Annotated in this window: 18 protein-coding genes; 15 read left to right on the top strand and 3 right to left on the bottom strand. The window is 60.2% G+C overall.

The genetic code is table 11. The features are described from left to right. Positions 1-31 precede the first annotated feature (31 nt). From BUE38_RS10865 to BUE38_RS10850, 4 genes are all read left to right on the top strand, one after another. Positions 32-805 (top strand): SDR family oxidoreductase, encoded by a 774-nt coding sequence (locus BUE38_RS10865; RefSeq protein ID WP_073435231.1) that lies wholly within the window; start codon positions 32-34, stop codon positions 803-805. Between the two features lie 14 nt (positions 806-819). Continuing rightward, positions 820-1749, top strand: a complete 930-nt coding sequence (locus BUE38_RS10860) for a 3-hydroxyacyl-CoA dehydrogenase (protein ID WP_073435230.1) — start codon at positions 820-822, stop codon at positions 1747-1749. Between the two features lie 15 nt (positions 1750-1764). Beyond that, positions 1765-2697, top strand: a complete 933-nt coding sequence (locus BUE38_RS10855) for a 3,5-dioxohexanoate:acetyl-CoA acetone transferase (RefSeq protein ID WP_073435229.1) — start codon at positions 1765-1767, stop codon at positions 2695-2697. A 115-nt stretch (positions 2698-2812) separates the two neighbouring features. Then, on the top strand, positions 2813-3826 hold the full coding sequence (locus BUE38_RS10850; protein ID WP_073435228.1) for a LacI family DNA-binding transcriptional regulator: 1014 nt from the start codon (positions 2813-2815) through the stop codon (positions 3824-3826). 53 nt (positions 3827-3879) lie between these two features. On the opposite strand, the gene BUE38_RS10845 is transcribed toward BUE38_RS10850, so the two are convergent. From BUE38_RS10845 to flgA, 3 genes are all read right to left on the bottom strand, one after another. Further along, entirely contained in the window at positions 3880-4329 is a 450-nt protein-coding gene (locus BUE38_RS10845) for a flagella synthesis protein FlgN (RefSeq protein WP_073435227.1), read from the bottom strand. Beyond that, the gene (gene flgM, locus BUE38_RS10840; protein ID WP_073435226.1) at positions 4326-4631 is read right to left on the bottom strand and encodes a flagellar biosynthesis anti-sigma factor FlgM; all 306 of its coding nucleotides are present in this window, start codon (positions 4629-4631) and stop codon (positions 4326-4328) included. The genes BUE38_RS10845 and flgM overlap by 4 nt, the downstream gene beginning before the upstream one ends. 125 nt (positions 4632-4756) lie before the next feature. After that, entirely contained in the window at positions 4757-5578 is an 822-nt protein-coding gene (gene flgA, locus BUE38_RS10835) for a flagellar basal body P-ring formation chaperone FlgA (protein WP_084541882.1), read from the bottom strand. 241 nt (positions 5579-5819) lie between these two features. Between flgA and flgB the strand changes: the two genes are divergently transcribed. The 11 genes from flgB (at position 5820) to flgL (ending at position 16552) form a co-directional block, all read left to right on the top strand. Beyond that, positions 5820-6236, top strand: coding sequence for a flagellar basal body rod protein FlgB (gene flgB, locus BUE38_RS10830; protein WP_073435225.1), 417 nt, complete (start codon positions 5820-5822; stop codon positions 6234-6236). A 56-nt stretch (positions 6237-6292) separates the two neighbouring features. After that, the gene (gene flgC, locus BUE38_RS10825) at positions 6293-6700 is read left to right on the top strand and encodes a flagellar basal body rod protein FlgC (RefSeq protein ID WP_073435224.1); all 408 of its coding nucleotides are present in this window, start codon (positions 6293-6295) and stop codon (positions 6698-6700) included. A gap of 2 nt (positions 6701-6702) precedes the next feature. Continuing rightward, positions 6703-7401 carry a flagellar hook assembly protein FlgD gene (locus tag BUE38_RS10820; protein ID WP_073435223.1) on the top strand — a complete coding sequence of 233 codons (699 nt, stop codon included), beginning with the start codon at positions 6703-6705 and terminating at the stop codon, positions 7399-7401. Between the two features lie 159 nt (positions 7402-7560). Then, positions 7561-8787 carry a flagellar hook protein FlgE gene (flgE, locus tag BUE38_RS10815; protein WP_073435222.1) on the top strand — a complete coding sequence of 409 codons (1227 nt, stop codon included), beginning with the start codon at positions 7561-7563 and terminating at the stop codon, positions 8785-8787. Between the two features lie 28 nt (positions 8788-8815). Continuing rightward, positions 8816-9571, top strand: coding sequence for a flagellar basal body rod protein FlgF (locus tag BUE38_RS10810; RefSeq protein ID WP_073435221.1), 756 nt, complete (start codon positions 8816-8818; stop codon positions 9569-9571). Positions 9572-9584: 13 nt separating this feature from the next. Further along, entirely contained in the window at positions 9585-10367 is a 783-nt protein-coding gene (gene flgG, locus BUE38_RS10805; protein ID WP_073435220.1) for a flagellar basal-body rod protein FlgG, read from the top strand. Positions 10368-10590: 223 nt separating this feature from the next. Next, a complete protein-coding gene (locus tag BUE38_RS10800; protein ID WP_371860408.1) occupies positions 10591-11229 on the top strand; it encodes a flagellar basal body L-ring protein FlgH in 639 nt (212 codons plus the stop codon). 64 nt (positions 11230-11293) lie between these two features. After that, positions 11294-12382 carry a flagellar basal body P-ring protein FlgI gene (locus BUE38_RS10795; protein ID WP_174788036.1) on the top strand — a complete coding sequence of 363 codons (1089 nt, stop codon included), beginning with the start codon at positions 11294-11296 and terminating at the stop codon, positions 12380-12382. Next, positions 12382-13488, top strand: a complete 1107-nt coding sequence (gene flgJ / locus BUE38_RS10790) for a flagellar assembly peptidoglycan hydrolase FlgJ (protein ID WP_174788035.1) — start codon at positions 12382-12384, stop codon at positions 13486-13488. The genes BUE38_RS10795 and flgJ overlap by 1 nt, the downstream gene beginning before the upstream one ends. 137 nt (positions 13489-13625) lie before the next feature. After that, positions 13626-15275, top strand: coding sequence for a flagellar hook-associated protein FlgK (flgK, locus tag BUE38_RS10785; protein ID WP_073435217.1), 1650 nt, complete (start codon positions 13626-13628; stop codon positions 15273-15275). Positions 15276-15292: 17 nt separating this feature from the next. After that, complete coding sequence (gene flgL / locus BUE38_RS10780) at positions 15293-16552, top strand: flagellar hook-associated protein FlgL (protein ID WP_073435216.1); 1260 nt, start codon at positions 15293-15295, stop codon at positions 16550-16552. Positions 16553-17244 lie beyond the last annotated feature (692 nt).

Genomic DNA, 17244 nt, shown 5'->3' with positions numbered 1-17244 from the left:
ACCAGATGAGATTTTCCAGAAGGATATTCCGATGAACGTTGTTGAAAGCCTGGTTCCCCGTGCGGGCCTCCGTGTCATGGTCACCGCTGGAGCGAATGGCATAGGTCTGGCAATGGCTCATGCCTTTCTTCAGGCCGGCGCTCGTGTGCATGTCTGCGATGTTGATGAGCAGGCTCTGGCGGCCCTACCTCCGGGCATCAGTTCGACGCTGGCTGACGTCAGCGATGAGGCCCAGGTGGATCGCCTGTTCACTGATGCAGAACAGCTTGGTGGGTTGGATGTGGTCGTCAACAACGCAGGAATCGCAGGGCCCACGGCGGCCATTGAGGAGATCGATGGGGATGCCTGGCGTCAAACCATCGATATCAACCTCAATGGGCAGTACTACGTGGCACACCGTGCTGCTCGGGGCCTCCGCGAGTCCCGGGGACTGTTGATCAATCTAGCCTCGGTGGCCGGCCGTCTGGGTTTTGCCTATCGCACGCCCTATGCCGCAAGCAAGTGGGCAGTGGTGGGCCTGACAAGAAGCCTTGCCTGCGAATGGGGGCCCGATGGCATCCGGGTCAACGCCATTCTCCCGGGTATCGTGAGTGGTCCGCGTATCGAACAGGTGATCCATGACCGTGCCCAGCAACGTGGCATCAGTTATGCCGAGATGGAGAAGGAGAACCTCTCGCGTGTCTCCATGCGCAAGATGGTTGAGCCCACGGATGTGGCGGCCATGGCATTGTTCCTGGCTGCGCCGGGAGGCAGCAATATCTGCGGTCAGGCATTGAGTGTCTGCGGCAACGTCGAGAGCCTGTGATGGCGGGAGGAGTCATGACGCAATCCGTAGCAGTGGTTGGCGCCGGACTGATCGGACGTGCCTGGGCGGTGGTATTTGCCCGCGCCGGCCACGAGATCCGTTTGTATGATGCAGACCCGACAGTGCTGCAGAGTGCCCGCGGAGCGATTGCCGAGGGATTGGAGGTCATGGTTGCCGAAGGTCTGCTGGACAACGCAGCCGAAGTCCTCGCACGTGTGAAGATTGACGCGGACATGACCACGGCACTGCGTGATGTTGTCTACGTACAGGAGTGCGGTCCCGAGGATCTGGCCATCAAGCGCCGTCTGCTGGTCGAAATCGAACAATATGTGTCAACCAGTACGGTGCTGGCCAGCTCGACCTCTGGTATTCCTGCGTCGCAATTCGGCTGCGATCTGCGACATCCCGAGCGCTGTCTGGTGGCGCACCCGGTCAATCCGCCATCATTGGTTCCATTGGTTGAGGTAGTGCCTGCACCTACCACTGACCAGAGCTGCGTCGACGCCACCCTGCAATTGATGACGAAGGTTGGCCAACAGCCGATTCTGGTCAGGCAGGAAACCCAGGGGTTCGTGCTCAATCGGCTACAGGGAGCGCTGCTCAATGAAGCCCTGCGCCTTTATCGTGATGGCGTGGTATCCGTCGATGACCTCGATCGAACCATGCGCTTCGGGCTCGGCCTGCGTTGGGCCTTCATGGGACCACTGGAAACCATCGATCTCAATGCTCCCGCTGGCATCAAGGACTATGGCCAACGTTACGGGCCGCTCTACCGTGATATCGATGCCCAGCGTCAGGAGCCTGCGCCCTGGGATAACGACCTGCTTGATCAGTTGCAGGTGGAGCGCCGTCAGCTACTGCCGATTGCTGATCTGGATGCGCGCCAGCAATGGCGTGACCGACGCTTGATGGCATTGCGCCGTCATCTACTTGAATCTTCATGACCCGAGGACCTGTCCATGGCGACCCAACGCAAGGCCATCATTACCTGTGCCATCACCGGCGCAATTCATACCCCATCGATGTCGCCTCATCTCCCGGTGACCCCGGAAGAAATCATCGAGGCATCGATTGCGGCGGCAGAAGCCGGTGCGGCGATTCTTCACCTGCATGCTCGTGACCCGGAAACCGGTAGACCGACACAGGATCCGAAGGTTTTCGAGCGCTTTCTACCACAGATCAAGGAGGCCACGAATGCGGTCATCAATCTGACCACCGGTGGTAGCCCGCACATGACGGTGGAAGAGCGTATGCGACCGGCCATCGAGTTCCAGCCGGAGCTCGCCTCGATGAATATGGGGTCGATGAACTTCGGACTGTTCCCGATGCTCGACCGGTTCACCGAGTTCACCCACGCCTGGGAGCGAGAGCACCTGGCAAACAGTCGTGACCTGGTGTTCAAGAACACCTTTGCCGACATCGAGAAGATCATGACCCTCGGGGCTGCCAATGGCACTCGATTTGAATGTGAGTGTTATGACATCGGTCATCTGTATAGCCTGAAGAACCTGCGTGATCGAGGCGTGATTACCGGCAAGGTGTTCGTACAGAGTGTCTTCGGCATACTGGGAGGCATTGGGCCGCATCCCGAGGATGTCATCCATATGCGACGTACCGCTGACCGCCTGTTCGGTAACGAGTATGAGTGGTCGGTGCTCGGGGCTGGCAGCAATCAGATGCGTATTGCCGCGCAATCGGCGGCCATGGGTGGTCATGTGCGCGTTGGTCTGGAGGACTCTCTCTGGGCCGGACCGGGGCGTCTGGCCGAGAGTAATGCCACTCAGGTTGGTCAGGCACGACAGATGCTGGAATCCCTGGCGCTGAGTGTGGCCACGCCTGATGATGCGCGCACCCTGTTGCAGTTGAAAGGTGCCGACAAGGTAGCATTCTGAACGGGGCCATAGGTAGGAGCCACCCCGGCATACATGGGACAATACGATGGCCGCGTCCTTGAGGTAGCAGAAGGGTTGGGGGCGGAGGGACCATGGCGGTTATCGTGAGGACAGCATGAAGAAGAGAGGCGTGACTTCAAGGGACGTCGCCAGACTGGCTGGTGTCTCGCAATCGGCAGTCAGCCGCTGCTTTTCTCCGCAGGCCAGTGTGTCCGAGGCAACGCGGCAGAAGGTCCTCAAGGCGGCCAGGGAGTTGGGCTATCGGCCCAACTCGATCGCCCGCTCGCTGATCACGCGATCAAGTCGGACGGTGGCGGTGGTGTTCCATAGTCTGGAAAACCCGTTCTACTCCACGCTTCTGGAAAGAGCATCACGATTCTTTCAGGACCAGGGATATTTCCTGCAACTATTTGCTGCGTCACCTGGCGACAGTATCAGCGATGTGATCGACGGACTCATTCGCAGTCAGGTGGAAGGCGTACTGATGCTGGCCATTACCCTGGATGCCGAGCAGGCATCAATGCTGACCGACCTGGGGATTCCGACTGTCATCATCAATAGAACCGTGGCCTATGACGGTGTCAGTCAAGTCAGCTGCGACAACTTTCATGGTGGCTATTGGGCGGCCCAGCATCTGATTCGCTGTGGACATCGCCGATTTGCCTGGCTTGCTGGGCTTGAGGGGACGTCTACCAGTGATCAGCGTCGCGATGGCTTCCTTGCGGGCCTGGCAGACGGAGGTGCTGAGCTGCATCATCGGGAGGTCGGCAACTATCGCTACGATGATGCGCTGCTGGCGACTCGCCGACTGCTGTCCTCCAGTGAGCCACCGGATGCCATCTTCTCGGCCAACGACCTGATGGCTCTGGCCGTCATGGAAGCGGCAAGACATGAGTTCTGCCTGTCGATACCGAAGGATCTCTCGGTGATCGGCTTCGATGATGTGCCGATGGCAGCGTGGCCCAGCCACTCTCTGACCAGTCTGGCACAGCCAGTGGACGATATGATCGCACGGGCCACGGAGCTGTTGATGACCCAGATTCATGATGCGGCAACGCAGCCGCAACACATTCGGTTGCCGGTGGTACCAATGGTCAGGAGCAGTACTCGTCCGCTACGTCAGATGTAGGGGCCGTCTCGGTCATGCTTGCGACCAGTGTCATTGTTGATGAGCTGCTCCTCTCAGGCAGAAGCGTTGAGGCGTGGGCTCTGCAGCGGCGCGCGGCCGTTGGCGGAGTAGACGCTGGGTTGGGCCAGGCGGTGGATCTGTTCGAGGATCTGCCTGTTCTGATCCATGCGCAGGTGCAGGACCTCGCCACTGCGGCGATTGGCGCGGGCGACCTGCTCGGCGCGCTGGCATAGCTGGTCCCAGAGTTCGGCACATCCGGCATCGAGGGAGGCCCGGCGAGCTCCGGCGCGATTGTCTTCGTAACCAAGACGCAACTGAACCTGGTGGCGCCTGTGCTCCGTGTCGGCGAGGACCTGCTGCAGAGCGGCCTTGCTGGCCGCCAGTTGTTGCAGATGCTCACCATCGACCTTGCCCTTGATCAGGCATGACTGCTCCTGTTCCAGCAGGGCCAGCAACTCACCGAGTCGTGAGTGCTGTTCGTCGAGTAGTTGCTTCAGGCTCATTGACCCTTTTCCTGTCCTGGTATGTCCTGCCCCAGCATGTCGCGCACGCTCTCGATCAGTCCATCGGCGATGCGCTCGGGGTTGATCTCGAGTCGACCCTCGCGAATGGCGTCGCGAATCTCTGCCACGCGCTGCATGTCCACATCCTGACGGCTGTCGTTGATGCCGCTGCTGAGGTGGGTCATGCTCGAGGGGCTGGCGGCGGTGTTGTCCACCGAGGCTCCACCCTCGACAGCACGGGGCTCTCGGGTGGCGTCGGCGGGTGATGGGCGGGTCAATGGAGTCTGGGAATCGATTTTCATGGGCCTTGCCTCATGTGCCGGGGGCTCTTCCCGGGATGCTCTGAAAAGGTGTTACTTCAAGTATCGGCAATTTGAAGAACGACTTTAACCAAATCTCTCACTTTAACCGAACCTCTCACCCGACTTCAGAAAGTCACCGTCAGTACACCGGGGCCTGCTACCTGAGCCTCCACGATTTCCCTGTTTTGTGTTCGAACTCGTACCGTGTCGCCCTGCGCGCCGTTGTCCAGGGCTTCCCCCTGGCGGCGAATGCGAAAACCCTGTCCGAGGGCCTCGATACTGACCAGCTGGCCGCGCTGGACCAGTTGCGGTGCGCTCAGCACCTGCTCCGATAGACTTTGCCCCTGGCGCAGAGGCCGACGTGCCTGCTGGCCGATGGCAGCGTCAATATCGGTCAGTGTCTGTGCCGGCAAGCGGCTCAGGTCGACTCGCTCGGTGGCCAGCATGTCGGCTTGAATCATTTCACCGGGGTTGATGTCGCGCGCAGCAATAACACGCTCACCATAGACATGCAGTTCGGCCTGCAGATAGCGCACACGGTTCCCATCGGTGTCGCAGCGCAGGCCAACCGATACCCGGCCCATCAGACGAGTGTCATCCCGGGGCAGAAAGGGCTCGGCCTGCTGACAGCTGTCGAGAGACACCGCGGGGGGGAAGACGTTGATCCCGATGTTGTCCGGTGCAATACCGGAGTCCACCAGTTGCTCGAACAGGAACTGCTGCACCCGAGTCACGCTGGAAGTGTTGTCATCCGCGCGGGCCACGTTGTCGCTCCCCTGTACCTGGCTGAGACCCCATGCCTGACTGACGCACAGCGACAGCAGGATCAGGGCTGGCTTCAGGTATTCCTTCAGTGCTCTGGTCATGGTGGAGAGCTGTCCCGGACGAGTGTTGGCGGTGGCGAAGGCGATCTGTACGAAAGTGCCCGGCAGCCGGTTCGCTTGCACGAACCCCTTGCGACAGGAATGGCAGGAAGGTGTAGGAGAACACCAGACAAGCACCTTTGGGGATTACCACCAGGCACTTTCGTACAGAGCCTGTGGCGAGTCTAGCGCTGGTGTGCTCAGGCCATCGGTGGAAATGACACCAGGAAAGCGGGTTGTTTCTCGCTTTATCGTGACAGGCTCCTGGCTAGTCTCCATGGTCGACAACTCGTCATTTCCAGAACAGCCATTGGAGAGCACCGGGATGCTTGACCAGCTCGAGGCTTCACTTGCCTTTCACCAGCAGGCCCTAGCATTGCGTCAGGAGCGCCAGAAGGTATTGGCGAGCAATATCGCCAATGCCGATACGCCGGGGTACAAGGCTCGTGACATGGATTTCAGTCGCGCTCTGGAAGATGCCACCCGCGGGAGCATGCAGCCGGGGCTGAAGCTGGCTCGCACTTCCAGCCAGCATCTGGCGGGCGAGGGGGCCGCCTCGATGTTCGATGCCCGGCACCTGCTGTATCGCGTGCCCGAACAGCCGAGCCTGGATGGCAATACGGTCGACATGGATCGTGAACGCAGTGACTTCGCCGACAACTCGGTGCGTTACCAGGCGGCGCTGACAATCCTCAACAGCCGCATCCAGGGCCTCAAGCAGGCCATGCAGCCGGAGCGCTGATATCAGCGTCGGCAGTGGCACTCGCTCGACAGGCAGTGATAACCAGGAATCCCAGCATGTCCATGTTTTCGATCTTCGATATTTCATCCTCGGCCATGAGTGCGCAATCCCAGCGCATGAACGTCACCGCCAGCAATCTGGCCAACGCCGACAGCGTGGCTGGGCCGGATGGCGAGACCTATCGCGCGCGTCAGGTGATGTTCGAGGCACGGTCCACGTCGCGCAGCGGCATTGGCGGTGTGGCAGTCACTGAGGTGGTCGAGGACCCATCTCCGCTGCGTCTGGAATATCGCCCTGAACACCCGCTTGCCAATGAGCAGGGCTATGTCGAGATGCCCAACGTCGACCCGGTGGCCGAGATGGTCAACATGATCTCGGCCTCGCGCTCCTATCAGGCCAACGTCGAAGTCATGAATACCAGCAAGCAACTGATGCTCAAGACCCTCACCATCGGAGAAGCCTAGAGATGGCCAACACCATTGATTCCAGCGTTACCACCGGCGTCAACGCGGCCACGGCCAGCGCCAGTGCCAGCAAGGCCTCCGATGAGCTGAGTAACAACTTCATGACATTGCTGGTGACGCAGTTGCAGAACCAGGATCCGCTCAACCCGATGGACAACAGCGAGATGACCTCGCAGTTGGCTCAGATCAACACCGTGGCCGGTATCGAGGACCTCAATGCCTCGATGGCAGTGATCAATGACCAGATCAATGCCGGGAAGGCGATACAGGCCGCTCAGATGATCGGTGAGGGCGTGCTGGTTCCGGGCGATCGTGTGCTGGTCACCACCACCGAGGATGGCCAGACCGTCACCACGCCTTTCGGTATCGAACTGAAAGAGCCGGCGGCTGATGTCACGGTCACCATCACCAATGACGCCGGTGAGGTCGTCAACAGCTATGACCTGGGTCCGGCGTCGGCGGGTGTCGATTCGTTCCAGTGGGACGGCATGACCGCGGATGGAACCACCGCTGCTGCAGATGGTGCCTACAAGGTCACGATCGAGGCAACTGGCGCCGAAGGCAAGAAGGTGGATGTTACTGCCCTCAACTACGCCATCGTCGGGGGGGTCACCCCGGCGGATGCCAATGGCGACATCATGCTCGATCTGGGCGCGGTATACGGCCAGGTGAGCCTGGATGAAGTGCGCCAGATTCTCTAGCCCTGAAGCGAACGAAAGACTGCAACATCGATAGACATAGCCAATGCCGGAAATCCGAGCCCCTGCAGGCCCTTGATGTTCAGGCCGGGTCCGTTCTCGACGGTTCGGGCCAGGTCGGCAAGAAAAATTGCAGGGAAGCCATCCACAGGAGAATGACCAATGGGTTTTTCACAAGCACTGAGCGGCCTGAATGCGGCGGCCAATAGCCTCGACGTACTCGGCAACAATATCGCCAACTCTCAGACTGTCGGTTACAAGAGCGGTAGCGCGCAGTTTGCCGATGTCTTCGCCAACTCCCAGGTGGGTCTGGGTACGCGGGTTTCGGCGGTATTGCAGAACTTCAATTCCGGCAACCTCGAAGCCACCAACCGTCCGCTGGATCTGGGGATCAGCGGCCAGGGCTTCTTCCGCATGGAACAGAACGGGCAGGTGGTCTACTCGCGCAATGGTCAGTTGACCCTGACGCCGGATGGCTATCTGCAGAACGCTGCCGGTGCACGGGTGATGGGTTATGGCGTGGACGCACAGGGCAATGTGCAGGTCGGAGGTCAGCCCCAGGTGCTGCAGATCGACGCCGACGAGATGCCGGCCAGTGCCACCACTGATGTCAAGACTACCTTCAACCTTGATGCTCGTACGGTAGCTGGAGAGGATCTCAATAATATGACCCTGTCCGACACCGCCGGCAACAAGGTGGATGTGGACTATCACTACTCCAACAACTTCACCTCCTATGACTCGCTGGGCAACCCGCGCAACGTCACCGTCTATTACGAGAAGACCGGCCCCAATACCTGGCAGGCCACGGCAGCCATGGATGGCAAGGTGCTGGATCAGCCCATGGACCTGCAGTTCGATCAGAACGGTCAGTTGGTCGCTCCGGCGGATGGCAAGTTCCAACTGAACTTTGCCAGTGCGGACTACCTGGACGGCGCTCCCGCCGATCTGAGCATGACACTGGATATCACCGGCTCTACCCAGTTCGGCAATAACGCCAGCACCAGCTCGCTGACCCAGAATGGCTACACCTCCGGCGCCCTGGTGGGAATCTCCATCCAGGACGATGGCACGGTGATGCGCAACTACGCCAACGAGCAGTCTCGTCCGGCGGGTCAGATCGCTCTGGCCAACTTCCGCAACCCGGAAGGCCTCAAGCCCACCGGCGACAATGCCTGGGTGGCTACCGACGCCTCCGGCCAGGAGATGGTCGGCGCCCCCGGCACCGGCATGCTGGGCGGTATCGAGTCCGGCACAGTGGAAACCTCCAACGTCGACATGTCCCGCGAACTGGTCAACATGATCGTCACCCAGCGGGCCTATCAGGCCAACTCGCAGACCATCAAGACCCAGGATGAAGTGCTGCAGACCGCCATCAATCTGCGCTGATCACTGATGACTTGAGGATGCCCGAGCCATGGATCGATTGCTCTATACCGCGATGAGTGGTGCAAGCCAGACCCTCGAACAGCAGGCGGTGGTCAGCCACAACCTGGCCAATGTCTCCACCACCGGCTTTCGCGCCCAGCTTCACGCCATGCGGGCGGTGCCGGTGCAGGGCGAGGCGCGACTGGATACCCGTGTGTCGGTGGCAGCTTCGACGCCGGGCTCGGACTATACTCCCGGCCCCATTACGCGGACGGGCCGCACGCTCGATGTGGCTATCGATGGCGAGGGCTTTCTCGCTGTCCAGGCCGAGGATGGCAGCGAGGCCTATACCCGTCGTGGCGACCTGCAGGTCGATGGCAATGGCCTGTTGATGTCCAACGGCCGCCCGGTGATCGGCGAAGGCGGCCCTATTCAGGTCCCTCTCGAGGCCGAGCTGTTCATGGGCGCGGACGGCACCATCAGCGGTATCGGTAAGGGTCAGGGGCCTGATGCGCTGGCCCAGATCGGGCGCCTCAAGCTGGTCGAACCCGGCGATGCCGGCCTGGTGCGTGGAGCCGATGGCCTGTTTCGCGGGCCTGCCGGTGCCAATGGCGACGCCCCACCACTGCCTGCTTCGGAGCAGGTGCGCATCGTGAGTGGTGCGCTGGAAGGCAGTAATGTCAACGCCGTGGACTCGATGGTGCAGATGATCGATGTGGCCCGACGTTACGAGCTGCAGACACGCATGATCACCACCGCCGACGAAAGTGCCCAGCAGGCCAATAGCCTGCTGTCGCTGAGCTGATAAGGAACCCCTGATGATCAAGTCACTGTGGACGGCCAAGACCGGTCTGGAATCCCAGCAGGTCAAGCTGGATGTGATTTCCAACAACCTTGCCAACGTCTCGACCAACGGCTTCAAGCAGTCGCGGGCGGTGTTCGAGGATCTGCTGTATCAGAATCTGCGCCAGCCAGGCGCCCAGAACAATGTGCAGGACCGCCTACCCTCCGGGATGCAGGTAGGTACCGGGGTACGTCCGGTGGCTACCGAGCGCCTGCATACCCAAGGTAGTCTGCAGGCCACCGAGAACTCGCGGGATCTGGCGATCAACGGCAAGGGCTTCTTCCAGGTGGTGATGCCGGACGGCAGTTACGCCTATACCCGGGATGGCAGCTTCCAACTCGACGAGAATGGACAGATGGTCACTGCCAATGGTTATCCGGTGGAGCCGGCGATCATCATTCCTGACAACGCGCTGTCGGTGAGCGTTGGTGAGGATGGCATCGTGTCGGTGACGGAGCCGGGCACCAGCGCTACCAATGAAGTCGGTCAGCTCACCCTGAGCACCTTCATCAATCCCACCGGCCTGCAGTCCATCGGCGGCAATCTGTATGTGGAAACCGCCTCTTCCGGTCCGGCCAATATGGGCATGCCGGGCATGGATGGTGCAGGCCGACTGATGCAGGGTTATGTCGAGACCTCCAACGTCAATGTGGTCGAGGAAATGGTCAACATGATCGAGACCCAGCGTGCCTACGAGATCAACAGCAAGGCGGTGCAGACCAGTGATGAGATGTTGGCGCGGTTGGCACAGCTATAGGCCCGGCCTGAAAAGTGCCTGCGCTCGTCGACTTTTCAGACAGGCCTCGGGACGGGAGCGTCACTTGATGTCTCCTCTCTCCAACGTTTCTTGATCAATCGCTGCTTCAAAATTCACTCATGTTTGACCACCTACTCCTGATCTCAGGATTGCTGCGGAGACGTTCATGTCTGCTTGTTCCCCATTCTTTCGCTCCTTCCGTTGGCTGGTTCTGCTGGGAGTGATGGTGCTGTCGTCATTGGCAGGCTGTGCCCAGATACCCAAGGCATCGGTGGTGGGGGAGCAGGAGCAGATCGTGATCGCTGATCGTCCCGAGCCGTTGCCCAATGGCTCGATCTTCCAGAAGACACGCGGCTATCAGCCGTTGTTCGAGGATCGGCGGCCGCGCTATGTAGGCGATATTCTGACCATTGTGCTCGACGAACAGGTCAGTGCCAGCAAGAACTCTCACTCCAATGCCGACCGTAAAGGTGGTAGCAGTCTGACCGTGACTCAGGCACCCAAGGGCCTCGAGGATCTGGTGGACTACAACTTCGAGCTTGAGGGCAGCAGTGATTTCGAAGGTGGGGGAGGGTCGCGGGCCAACAACACCTTCACTGGAACCATCACGGTGTCGGTGGTCGAGGTGATGAACAACGGTAACTTGCGTGTGCGTGGCGAGAAGCAGATTGCCATCAATCAGGGGACCGAGTTCATCCGTTTCGGCGGGGTCGTCAACCCGCGCACTATCACCGCTCTGAACACTGTACCGTCCACGGCGGTGGCCGATGCGCGCATCGAGTATGTCGGTGATGGCTATATCAATGAGGCGCAGTACATGGGCTGGCTGCAGCGCTTCTTCCTCAATATCTCACCGTTCTGATCTTCTGGGGTACGTCATGCGCAATCGGATCAACCAAAGCCCCATTCTGGTACTCGGCTCGGTCATGCTGGTGTTGCTGGTCTTTCTGATGCTGTTCTCGCAGCTCGCCAGGGCGGAGCAGGTGCGCGATCTGGCATCCTTCGCCGGGGTGCGCGACAACCAACTGGTCGGATACGGTCTGGTGGTGGGCCTGGATGGCACTGGTGACCAGACCATGCAGGCGCCGTTCACCGGTCAGAGCCTCAACAATATGCTGTCGCAGTTGGGGATCACCGTGCCACCGGGCACCAACATGCAGTTGCGCAATATTGCTGCGGTGATGGTCACGGCTGACATGCCGCCCTTTGCCCGCCCCGGCCAGCGTCTCGATGTAGTGGTGTCCTCGGTGGGCAATGCGCGCAGCCTGCGTGGCGGGACCCTGCTGATGACACCGCTCAAGGGTGCCGATGGCGATGTCTATGCGCTGGCCCAGGGCAATATGTTGATCAACGGGGCCAGTGCCCAGTCCGCCGGTAGTAGTGTTCAGACCAGTCACCAGGCCAGCGGTCGCATCGCCGGTGGTGCCATGGTTGAGCAGACGGTTCCGCTGGCGCTGGGCGACCGTGATGGAGTGCTTGAGCTACAGCTGGACAATGCCGATTTCGGCACTGCACAGCGGGTAGTGGATGCCATCAATTCCGAGTTCGCCTTTCCCGTGGCCTCGGCGGTCAATGGCGGGTTGATTGCCCTTAATGGGCCGACCAATGCCAACTCCAGGGTCAACTTCATGGCGCGGGTCGAGAGTGTTCAGGTGTCTCCGATGCCGGCTCCGGCACGGGTGGTACTCAATTCACGGACGGGCTCCATTGTGCTCAATGGCGCGGTTACCTTGCGGCGTGCTGCAGTGGCACACGGCAACCTGTCGATCACCATCGATACCGCATTCGGAGTCAGTCAGCCGGCACCGTTCAGTGATGGCGAAACCACAGTGGTACCGGACTCGGATATCTCCATCGATGAGGAAGAGGGAGCACTGCATGTCGTGGAGGGCGCCAGCCTGCTGGATGTTGTCGATGCGCTCAATGCCCTGGGGGCCACGCCCAATGACCTGATGTCGATTCTCGAGGCGCTCAAGGCAGCAGGCTCGTTGCGTGCGGAACTGGAGATCATCTGATGAGTGTGTCGAATAGCCTGGGCTCCGGTCTGTCGGCGAGCGCCCTCAGCGGAGCCACCCTGGCCACGGGGTCGACTGGGCACGCCGGTTTTGCCCTCGATATGCAGGGGCTGCAGCGACTCAAGACCAGCGCCCATAAAGGTGAGGGCGCGGCGGCGGAAGAGGCGGCGCGCCAGTTCGAGGCGATGTTCATCGACATGATGATGAAGAGCATGCGCGATGCCTCGCCGAGCTCTGGGTTGACCGACTCACGGGAGAGCCAGTTCTATCAGTCGCTGCTCGACAAGCAATGGTCGCAGACCATGGCCAGCCGCGGCATTGGTCTGGCCGATCAATTGCTATCGCAGTTGGGAGCCCCCCAGGCCAGTGCCAGGGCCGACCAGGTCGAACAGCTGATCGCCGGTATCCCACGGGGCACGCCACGCCCATTGGATAACGCTCTGCGCAATGATCTGCCCGACACTGCAGAAGTGCCTGTGCCGGATTCCTTCCTTGATGAACTGGGTGCGGTTGCCGAGGGAATGAGCCAGCAGCAGGCCAGCTCACGCATCGCCGGAGCCGAAGCCGGTGAGGCGCCTGTGCATGTGCATGAGTTCGTGGCGCGGTTGGGAGAGCCGGCTCGGGCGGCCAGTCGCGCCTCCGGAGTACCTGCCGAGCTGATTCTTGCCCAGGCGGCACTGGAGACTGGCTGGGGACGGCGCGAGATTGCCACCCAGAGCGGGGGCAACAGCTACAACCTGTTCGGTATCAAGGCGGGGGCTTCCTGGCAGGGCCCCACCACTCGCATTACCACCCATGAAGTGGTCAATGGTCAGCGCTATCGCGTTGAGGACGACTTCCGGGTCTACGGTTCCTTCGAGGAAGCCTTCACTGACTATGCTGGCCTGATCAGTGGCAATCCGCGCTATGCCAGCGTGACCACGGCACCGGATGCCGCTGCCGCTGCCCAGGCGCTGCAGCGTGGCGGTTATGCCACGGACCCGGCCTACGCCGCCAAGCTGATTGCGGTGATGAATACCATGGGCCCGTTGTCGGGTGCCACCGAGAGCCGTGCAACGGCAGTCGCCAGCCGCGACACCCTGCGCAACCCGACGACCATTTTCTGAAGGAGCCGCGAGCTGCGAGCGACGAGCAGCAAGGGGCACAGAACAGCTCGAAGCTCGCGACTCGTAGCTCGTAGCTCGTAGCTAAAGATCAGTTTGCCCTGGCCGATAACAGAAACATCTGCGAAAGGAATCCACCAATGAGCATGTTTTCCATCGGCCTGAGCGGCCTCAATGCGGCTCAGAACGCCCTCAGTACCACCAGCAACAATATCAGTAACGTCTATACGCCAGGCTACAACCGTCAGATCACCATCCTTGGTGAGGGCAGTGCCAGTACCCAGGGCGTGCAGGTTGACGATATCCAGCGTCAGTTCAATCGCTATATTGCTGATCAGCTCAACGCAGCAACCAGTTCCACGTCAGCGCTGGAGGCCTATCAGACGCAGGTCAACCAGATCGACAGCCTACTGGCCGATCAGGATGCGGGACTGGCGCCGCTGATGCAAAACTTCTTCTCGTCGCTGGAAGACCTTGCAGGCGCCCCGTCTGATCCTGCCGCTCGCCAGGGCGTCATCGGGGCCTCCGATACCCTGTCCGCTCAGTTCCGCGCCTTTGACAGCTATCTGCAGGATATGCAGAAGGGCATCAATGGCCAGATTCGCGATGAAGTCAGCCAGGTCAACAATACAGCGCAGCAGGTGGCATCGCTCAACCGTGAGATTGCGCTGGCGCGGGCACGTAATGGCGAAGCACCCAATGCTCTGCTGGATCAGCGTGATCAGTTGGTCAATGAGCTGAGCGAGCGGCTGGATGTCGAGCTGACCGTGCAGGACGGCAAGTCGTATCAGATCACTCTGCCCAGTGGCCAACCACTGGTGTCCGGTACCGAAGCCTATCGTCTCGAGGCGGTGTCCTCGCCCAATGATCCTCAACGTGTGGTGCTGGGCTATCGTGACCCCGGTGGCGGCATGCAGGTACTGGAGGAAGATGCGATTACCGGCGGCAGTCTCGGCGGTCTGATGCAGTTCCGTAGCGAGACCCTCGACCGTACCCAGAACCAGATCGGCCAGATAGCAGTTTCCATGGCCGTGGCCTTCAACGAACAGCATGCTCAGGGGACCAATCTCGATGGAGAAGCGGGTGGCACCTTCTTCGAGATCGGTAATCCGCGGGTGTTCTCCAATGATGGTAACAATGGCAGTGCCACGATCAGCGCCGCGTTCGACAACGATAATATCGCCGCGCTGAAGGCTGCCGACTACACCGTCAAGGTGACGGATGCCAACGCCAACCCTCCGACCTTCCAGATTACCCGCAAGGATACCGGTGAAGTGCTCGATGCCAGCGAAGTGAGCTTCGACGCTGACAGTGGCGAGCTGAGCTTTGGTGGTGTCAGCCTGACCTTCTCCGATACGGCGGCGCTGGAGAATGGTGACAGTTTCGAGGTACAGCCGGTACGGCGTGCGGCGGGCAGCTTTGAAAATGCCATCAACGACCCCGATGAGATTGCCGCCGGCATGAGCAGCGGCAGTGGCGACAACGAGAATGCCCTGGCCATGCAGAAGCTGCAGGACCAACTGCTGGTCGGCGGTACCGCCACCTTCAGTCAGGCCTATGCCTCTCTGGTCAGCGATGTCGGCAATCAGACCAATATCGTCAAGGTCAACCTGGCCGCCCAACAGGGGCTGAGCGATCAACTCAGCGCCGTGCAGCAGTCCGAGTCGGGGGTCAACCTCGACGAGGAAGCGGCCAATCTGATTCGTTACCAGCAGTACTACCAGGCCAACGCCAGGATCATCGACACCGCGACCTCGGTGATCGATACCATCCTTGGACTGCGTTCCTGATTGCGGAGAATACGACCATGCGTATCAGTACTGTCACCATTTTCGAGCAGAGCGTTGGTTCCATGAACCGTCAGCAGGCGGACTTCATGCACCTCAGTCAACAATTGGCCTCGGGCCGTCGGGTGGTGACACCTTCCGACGATCCTCAGGCGGCATCCCGCGCAGTGGCGGTAGGCCAGTCCCAGGCGGTGACTCAGCAATTCACCGATGCACGGGTCTCGGCTCGTAATGCACTGTCCCAGGAGGAGAGCGTCCTCAACAGTGTCAGTGATGCCATCTCCAGCGCCAAGGCACTGCTGGTGCAGGCATCCAACGGTACCCTGAGCGACGCTGATCGCCAGTCGATTGCCAGTGAGCTGCGCGGGATCTACGAAACCGTGATGGGCCAGGCCAATGCCACTGACGGCAATGGGCGCTATCTGTTCGGTGGCTATCAGGACAGCAGTGCCCCCTTTGTCGATACCGGTGATGGGGTGGTCTACCAGGGGGATGATCGCGTTCGCCATCAGCGTGTCGATGCTTCCCGCGAGATGCCGGTGGGCGACAGCGGTGAAGATATCTTCCTCAGCGTGCCCAGTGGCGCAGGTTATGTAGCGCAGCAGGGCAAGGTTGATGCCGATGGCAAGGTGGTGGCCGACAACAGTGGCAGCGTGACCTTCAAGGGCCCCCAGGTCATCGACAACAGCGATCCCGGCTATGGGCAGCGCTATCAGGTGGTGTTCGGCAGCGATGATGATGGCAACCCGACCTACAGCGTCCAGCAGCAGGACGAGGATGGCAATTGGCAGAGCATCGGGGTGGATGATCAGCCCTATGACCCCGAGGGAACCTCGGTAGAGGCAGGCGGGCTGCGTCTGGAACTCAAGGGTGAGCCACACAACGGCGACAGCATCACCTATGCGCCGGCCAGCGAGATGAACACCAACCTGTTCGAGTCCTTCGAGAAGGCGCTGGCGGTGCTGGAGAACCCCGCCGAGACACCGTCTGAACAGGCGAGCATGAAGAACACCCTGAACACGGTGATGCGCGAATTCGATGCTGGACTGGACAATGTGCTGACCACCCGGGCATCGGTAGGCGCGCGCCTCAACGAGCTGGATGTGATCGATTCGGTCAGTGGCAATCGTCAGCTCAACTACGCCCAGACCATGTCCGATCTCGTCGACCTTGACTACAACCAGGCGATCGCCGAGTACAGTCTGCGCCAGGTGGGCATGCAGGCCGCTCAGCAGGCCTTCATCGGTATCCGCGACATGTCGCTGTTCAATTATTTATAGATTCTCGCTATAGATTCTCGAACATGATCTATGGATTCTCGACAACGCTCTATAACGCATCGGCAACGGAATGCGCCTCCCGGTAACACGGTATGGAGATCGAGTGGAGTACCGGGAGTGTCATGGTCGGGAAGTGAAGTGGGTAGGTATTGCTCAGGATGAGCCTCGGGGCGACAGGAGGTCGCCCATCAATGAACAAGATCATGTGGCATCTGGCGCTTGTCCTGGCAATGGCGGGAGGAGTTGTGATGTTGATAGCAGTGGTTCGTATTTCTCTACACACAACCTTGTAGTCGGCACGACCGAGGTGTTGCCTGACCACGTTGGTAACCCGTATTTACGGTGCCTGATTTTCGGCCTCGATATGACATGGCGCATATTTCCCTGAGGCTCAATCCAGCATAATTCGTCTCTCCTGACCGGGACTTCCTGCTCGTGAAGCTCGGTAGCTTGTTCAAGGAGAGTGACGATGCGTTGGCAAGGTCTTATTCAGCTCCCGGTACTCGTACTGGGAGTTGCACTTGCAGCGTCAGGCTGCGCTCATGACGATCTGAATTCAGCCAGCAGGATGGCGGAGGTGGTGCTGGATGAGCCGTCGGCGCAGGAATGCGGATCCTACTTCCAGAGCGTTGAAGTCGACTCGGGCGATTTGTTGCTTGCCCAGGGCTGTTGTCGTGTCTGCCGCACCGGAA

The sequence above is a fragment of the Halomonas cupida genome (genome assembly GCF_900142755.1).
GTDB lineage: Bacteria > Pseudomonadota > Gammaproteobacteria > Pseudomonadales > Halomonadaceae > Halomonas > Halomonas cupida.
Note: the sequence above shows the minus strand (reverse complement) of the source record. Positions and strands in the feature narration are given on the sequence as shown.

Coding starts and splice junctions, on each gene's coding strand:
- BUE38_RS10865 (WP_073435231.1), top strand. CDS start 32: ATGAACGTTGTTGAAAGCCTGGTTCCCCGTGCGGGCCTCCGTGTCATG.
- BUE38_RS10860 (WP_073435230.1), top strand. CDS start 820: ATGACGCAATCCGTAGCAGTGGTTGGCGCCGGACTGATCGGACGTGCC.
- BUE38_RS10855 (WP_073435229.1), top strand. CDS start 1,765: ATGGCGACCCAACGCAAGGCCATCATTACCTGTGCCATCACCGGCGCA.
- BUE38_RS10850 (WP_073435228.1), top strand. CDS start 2,813: ATGAAGAAGAGAGGCGTGACTTCAAGGGACGTCGCCAGACTGGCTGGT.
- BUE38_RS10845 (WP_073435227.1), bottom strand. CDS start 4,329: ATGAGCCTGAAGCAACTACTCGACGAACAGCACTCACGACTCGGTGAG.
- flgM (WP_073435226.1), bottom strand. CDS start 4,631: ATGAAAATCGATTCCCAGACTCCATTGACCCGCCCATCACCCGCCGAC.
- flgB (WP_073435225.1), top strand. CDS start 5,820: ATGCTTGACCAGCTCGAGGCTTCACTTGCCTTTCACCAGCAGGCCCTA.
- flgC (WP_073435224.1), top strand. CDS start 6,293: ATGTCCATGTTTTCGATCTTCGATATTTCATCCTCGGCCATGAGTGCG.
- BUE38_RS10820 (WP_073435223.1), top strand. CDS start 6,703: ATGGCCAACACCATTGATTCCAGCGTTACCACCGGCGTCAACGCGGCC.
- flgE (WP_073435222.1), top strand. CDS start 7,561: ATGGGTTTTTCACAAGCACTGAGCGGCCTGAATGCGGCGGCCAATAGC.
- BUE38_RS10810 (WP_073435221.1), top strand. CDS start 8,816: ATGGATCGATTGCTCTATACCGCGATGAGTGGTGCAAGCCAGACCCTC.
- flgG (WP_073435220.1), top strand. CDS start 9,585: ATGATCAAGTCACTGTGGACGGCCAAGACCGGTCTGGAATCCCAGCAG.
- BUE38_RS10800 (WP_371860408.1), top strand. CDS start 10,591: ATGGTGCTGTCGTCATTGGCAGGCTGTGCCCAGATACCCAAGGCATCG.
- BUE38_RS10795 (WP_174788036.1), top strand. CDS start 11,294: ATGCTGGTGTTGCTGGTCTTTCTGATGCTGTTCTCGCAGCTCGCCAGG.
- flgJ (WP_174788035.1), top strand. CDS start 12,382: ATGAGTGTGTCGAATAGCCTGGGCTCCGGTCTGTCGGCGAGCGCCCTC.
- flgK (WP_073435217.1), top strand. CDS start 13,626: ATGAGCATGTTTTCCATCGGCCTGAGCGGCCTCAATGCGGCTCAGAAC.
- flgL (WP_073435216.1), top strand. CDS start 15,293: ATGCGTATCAGTACTGTCACCATTTTCGAGCAGAGCGTTGGTTCCATG.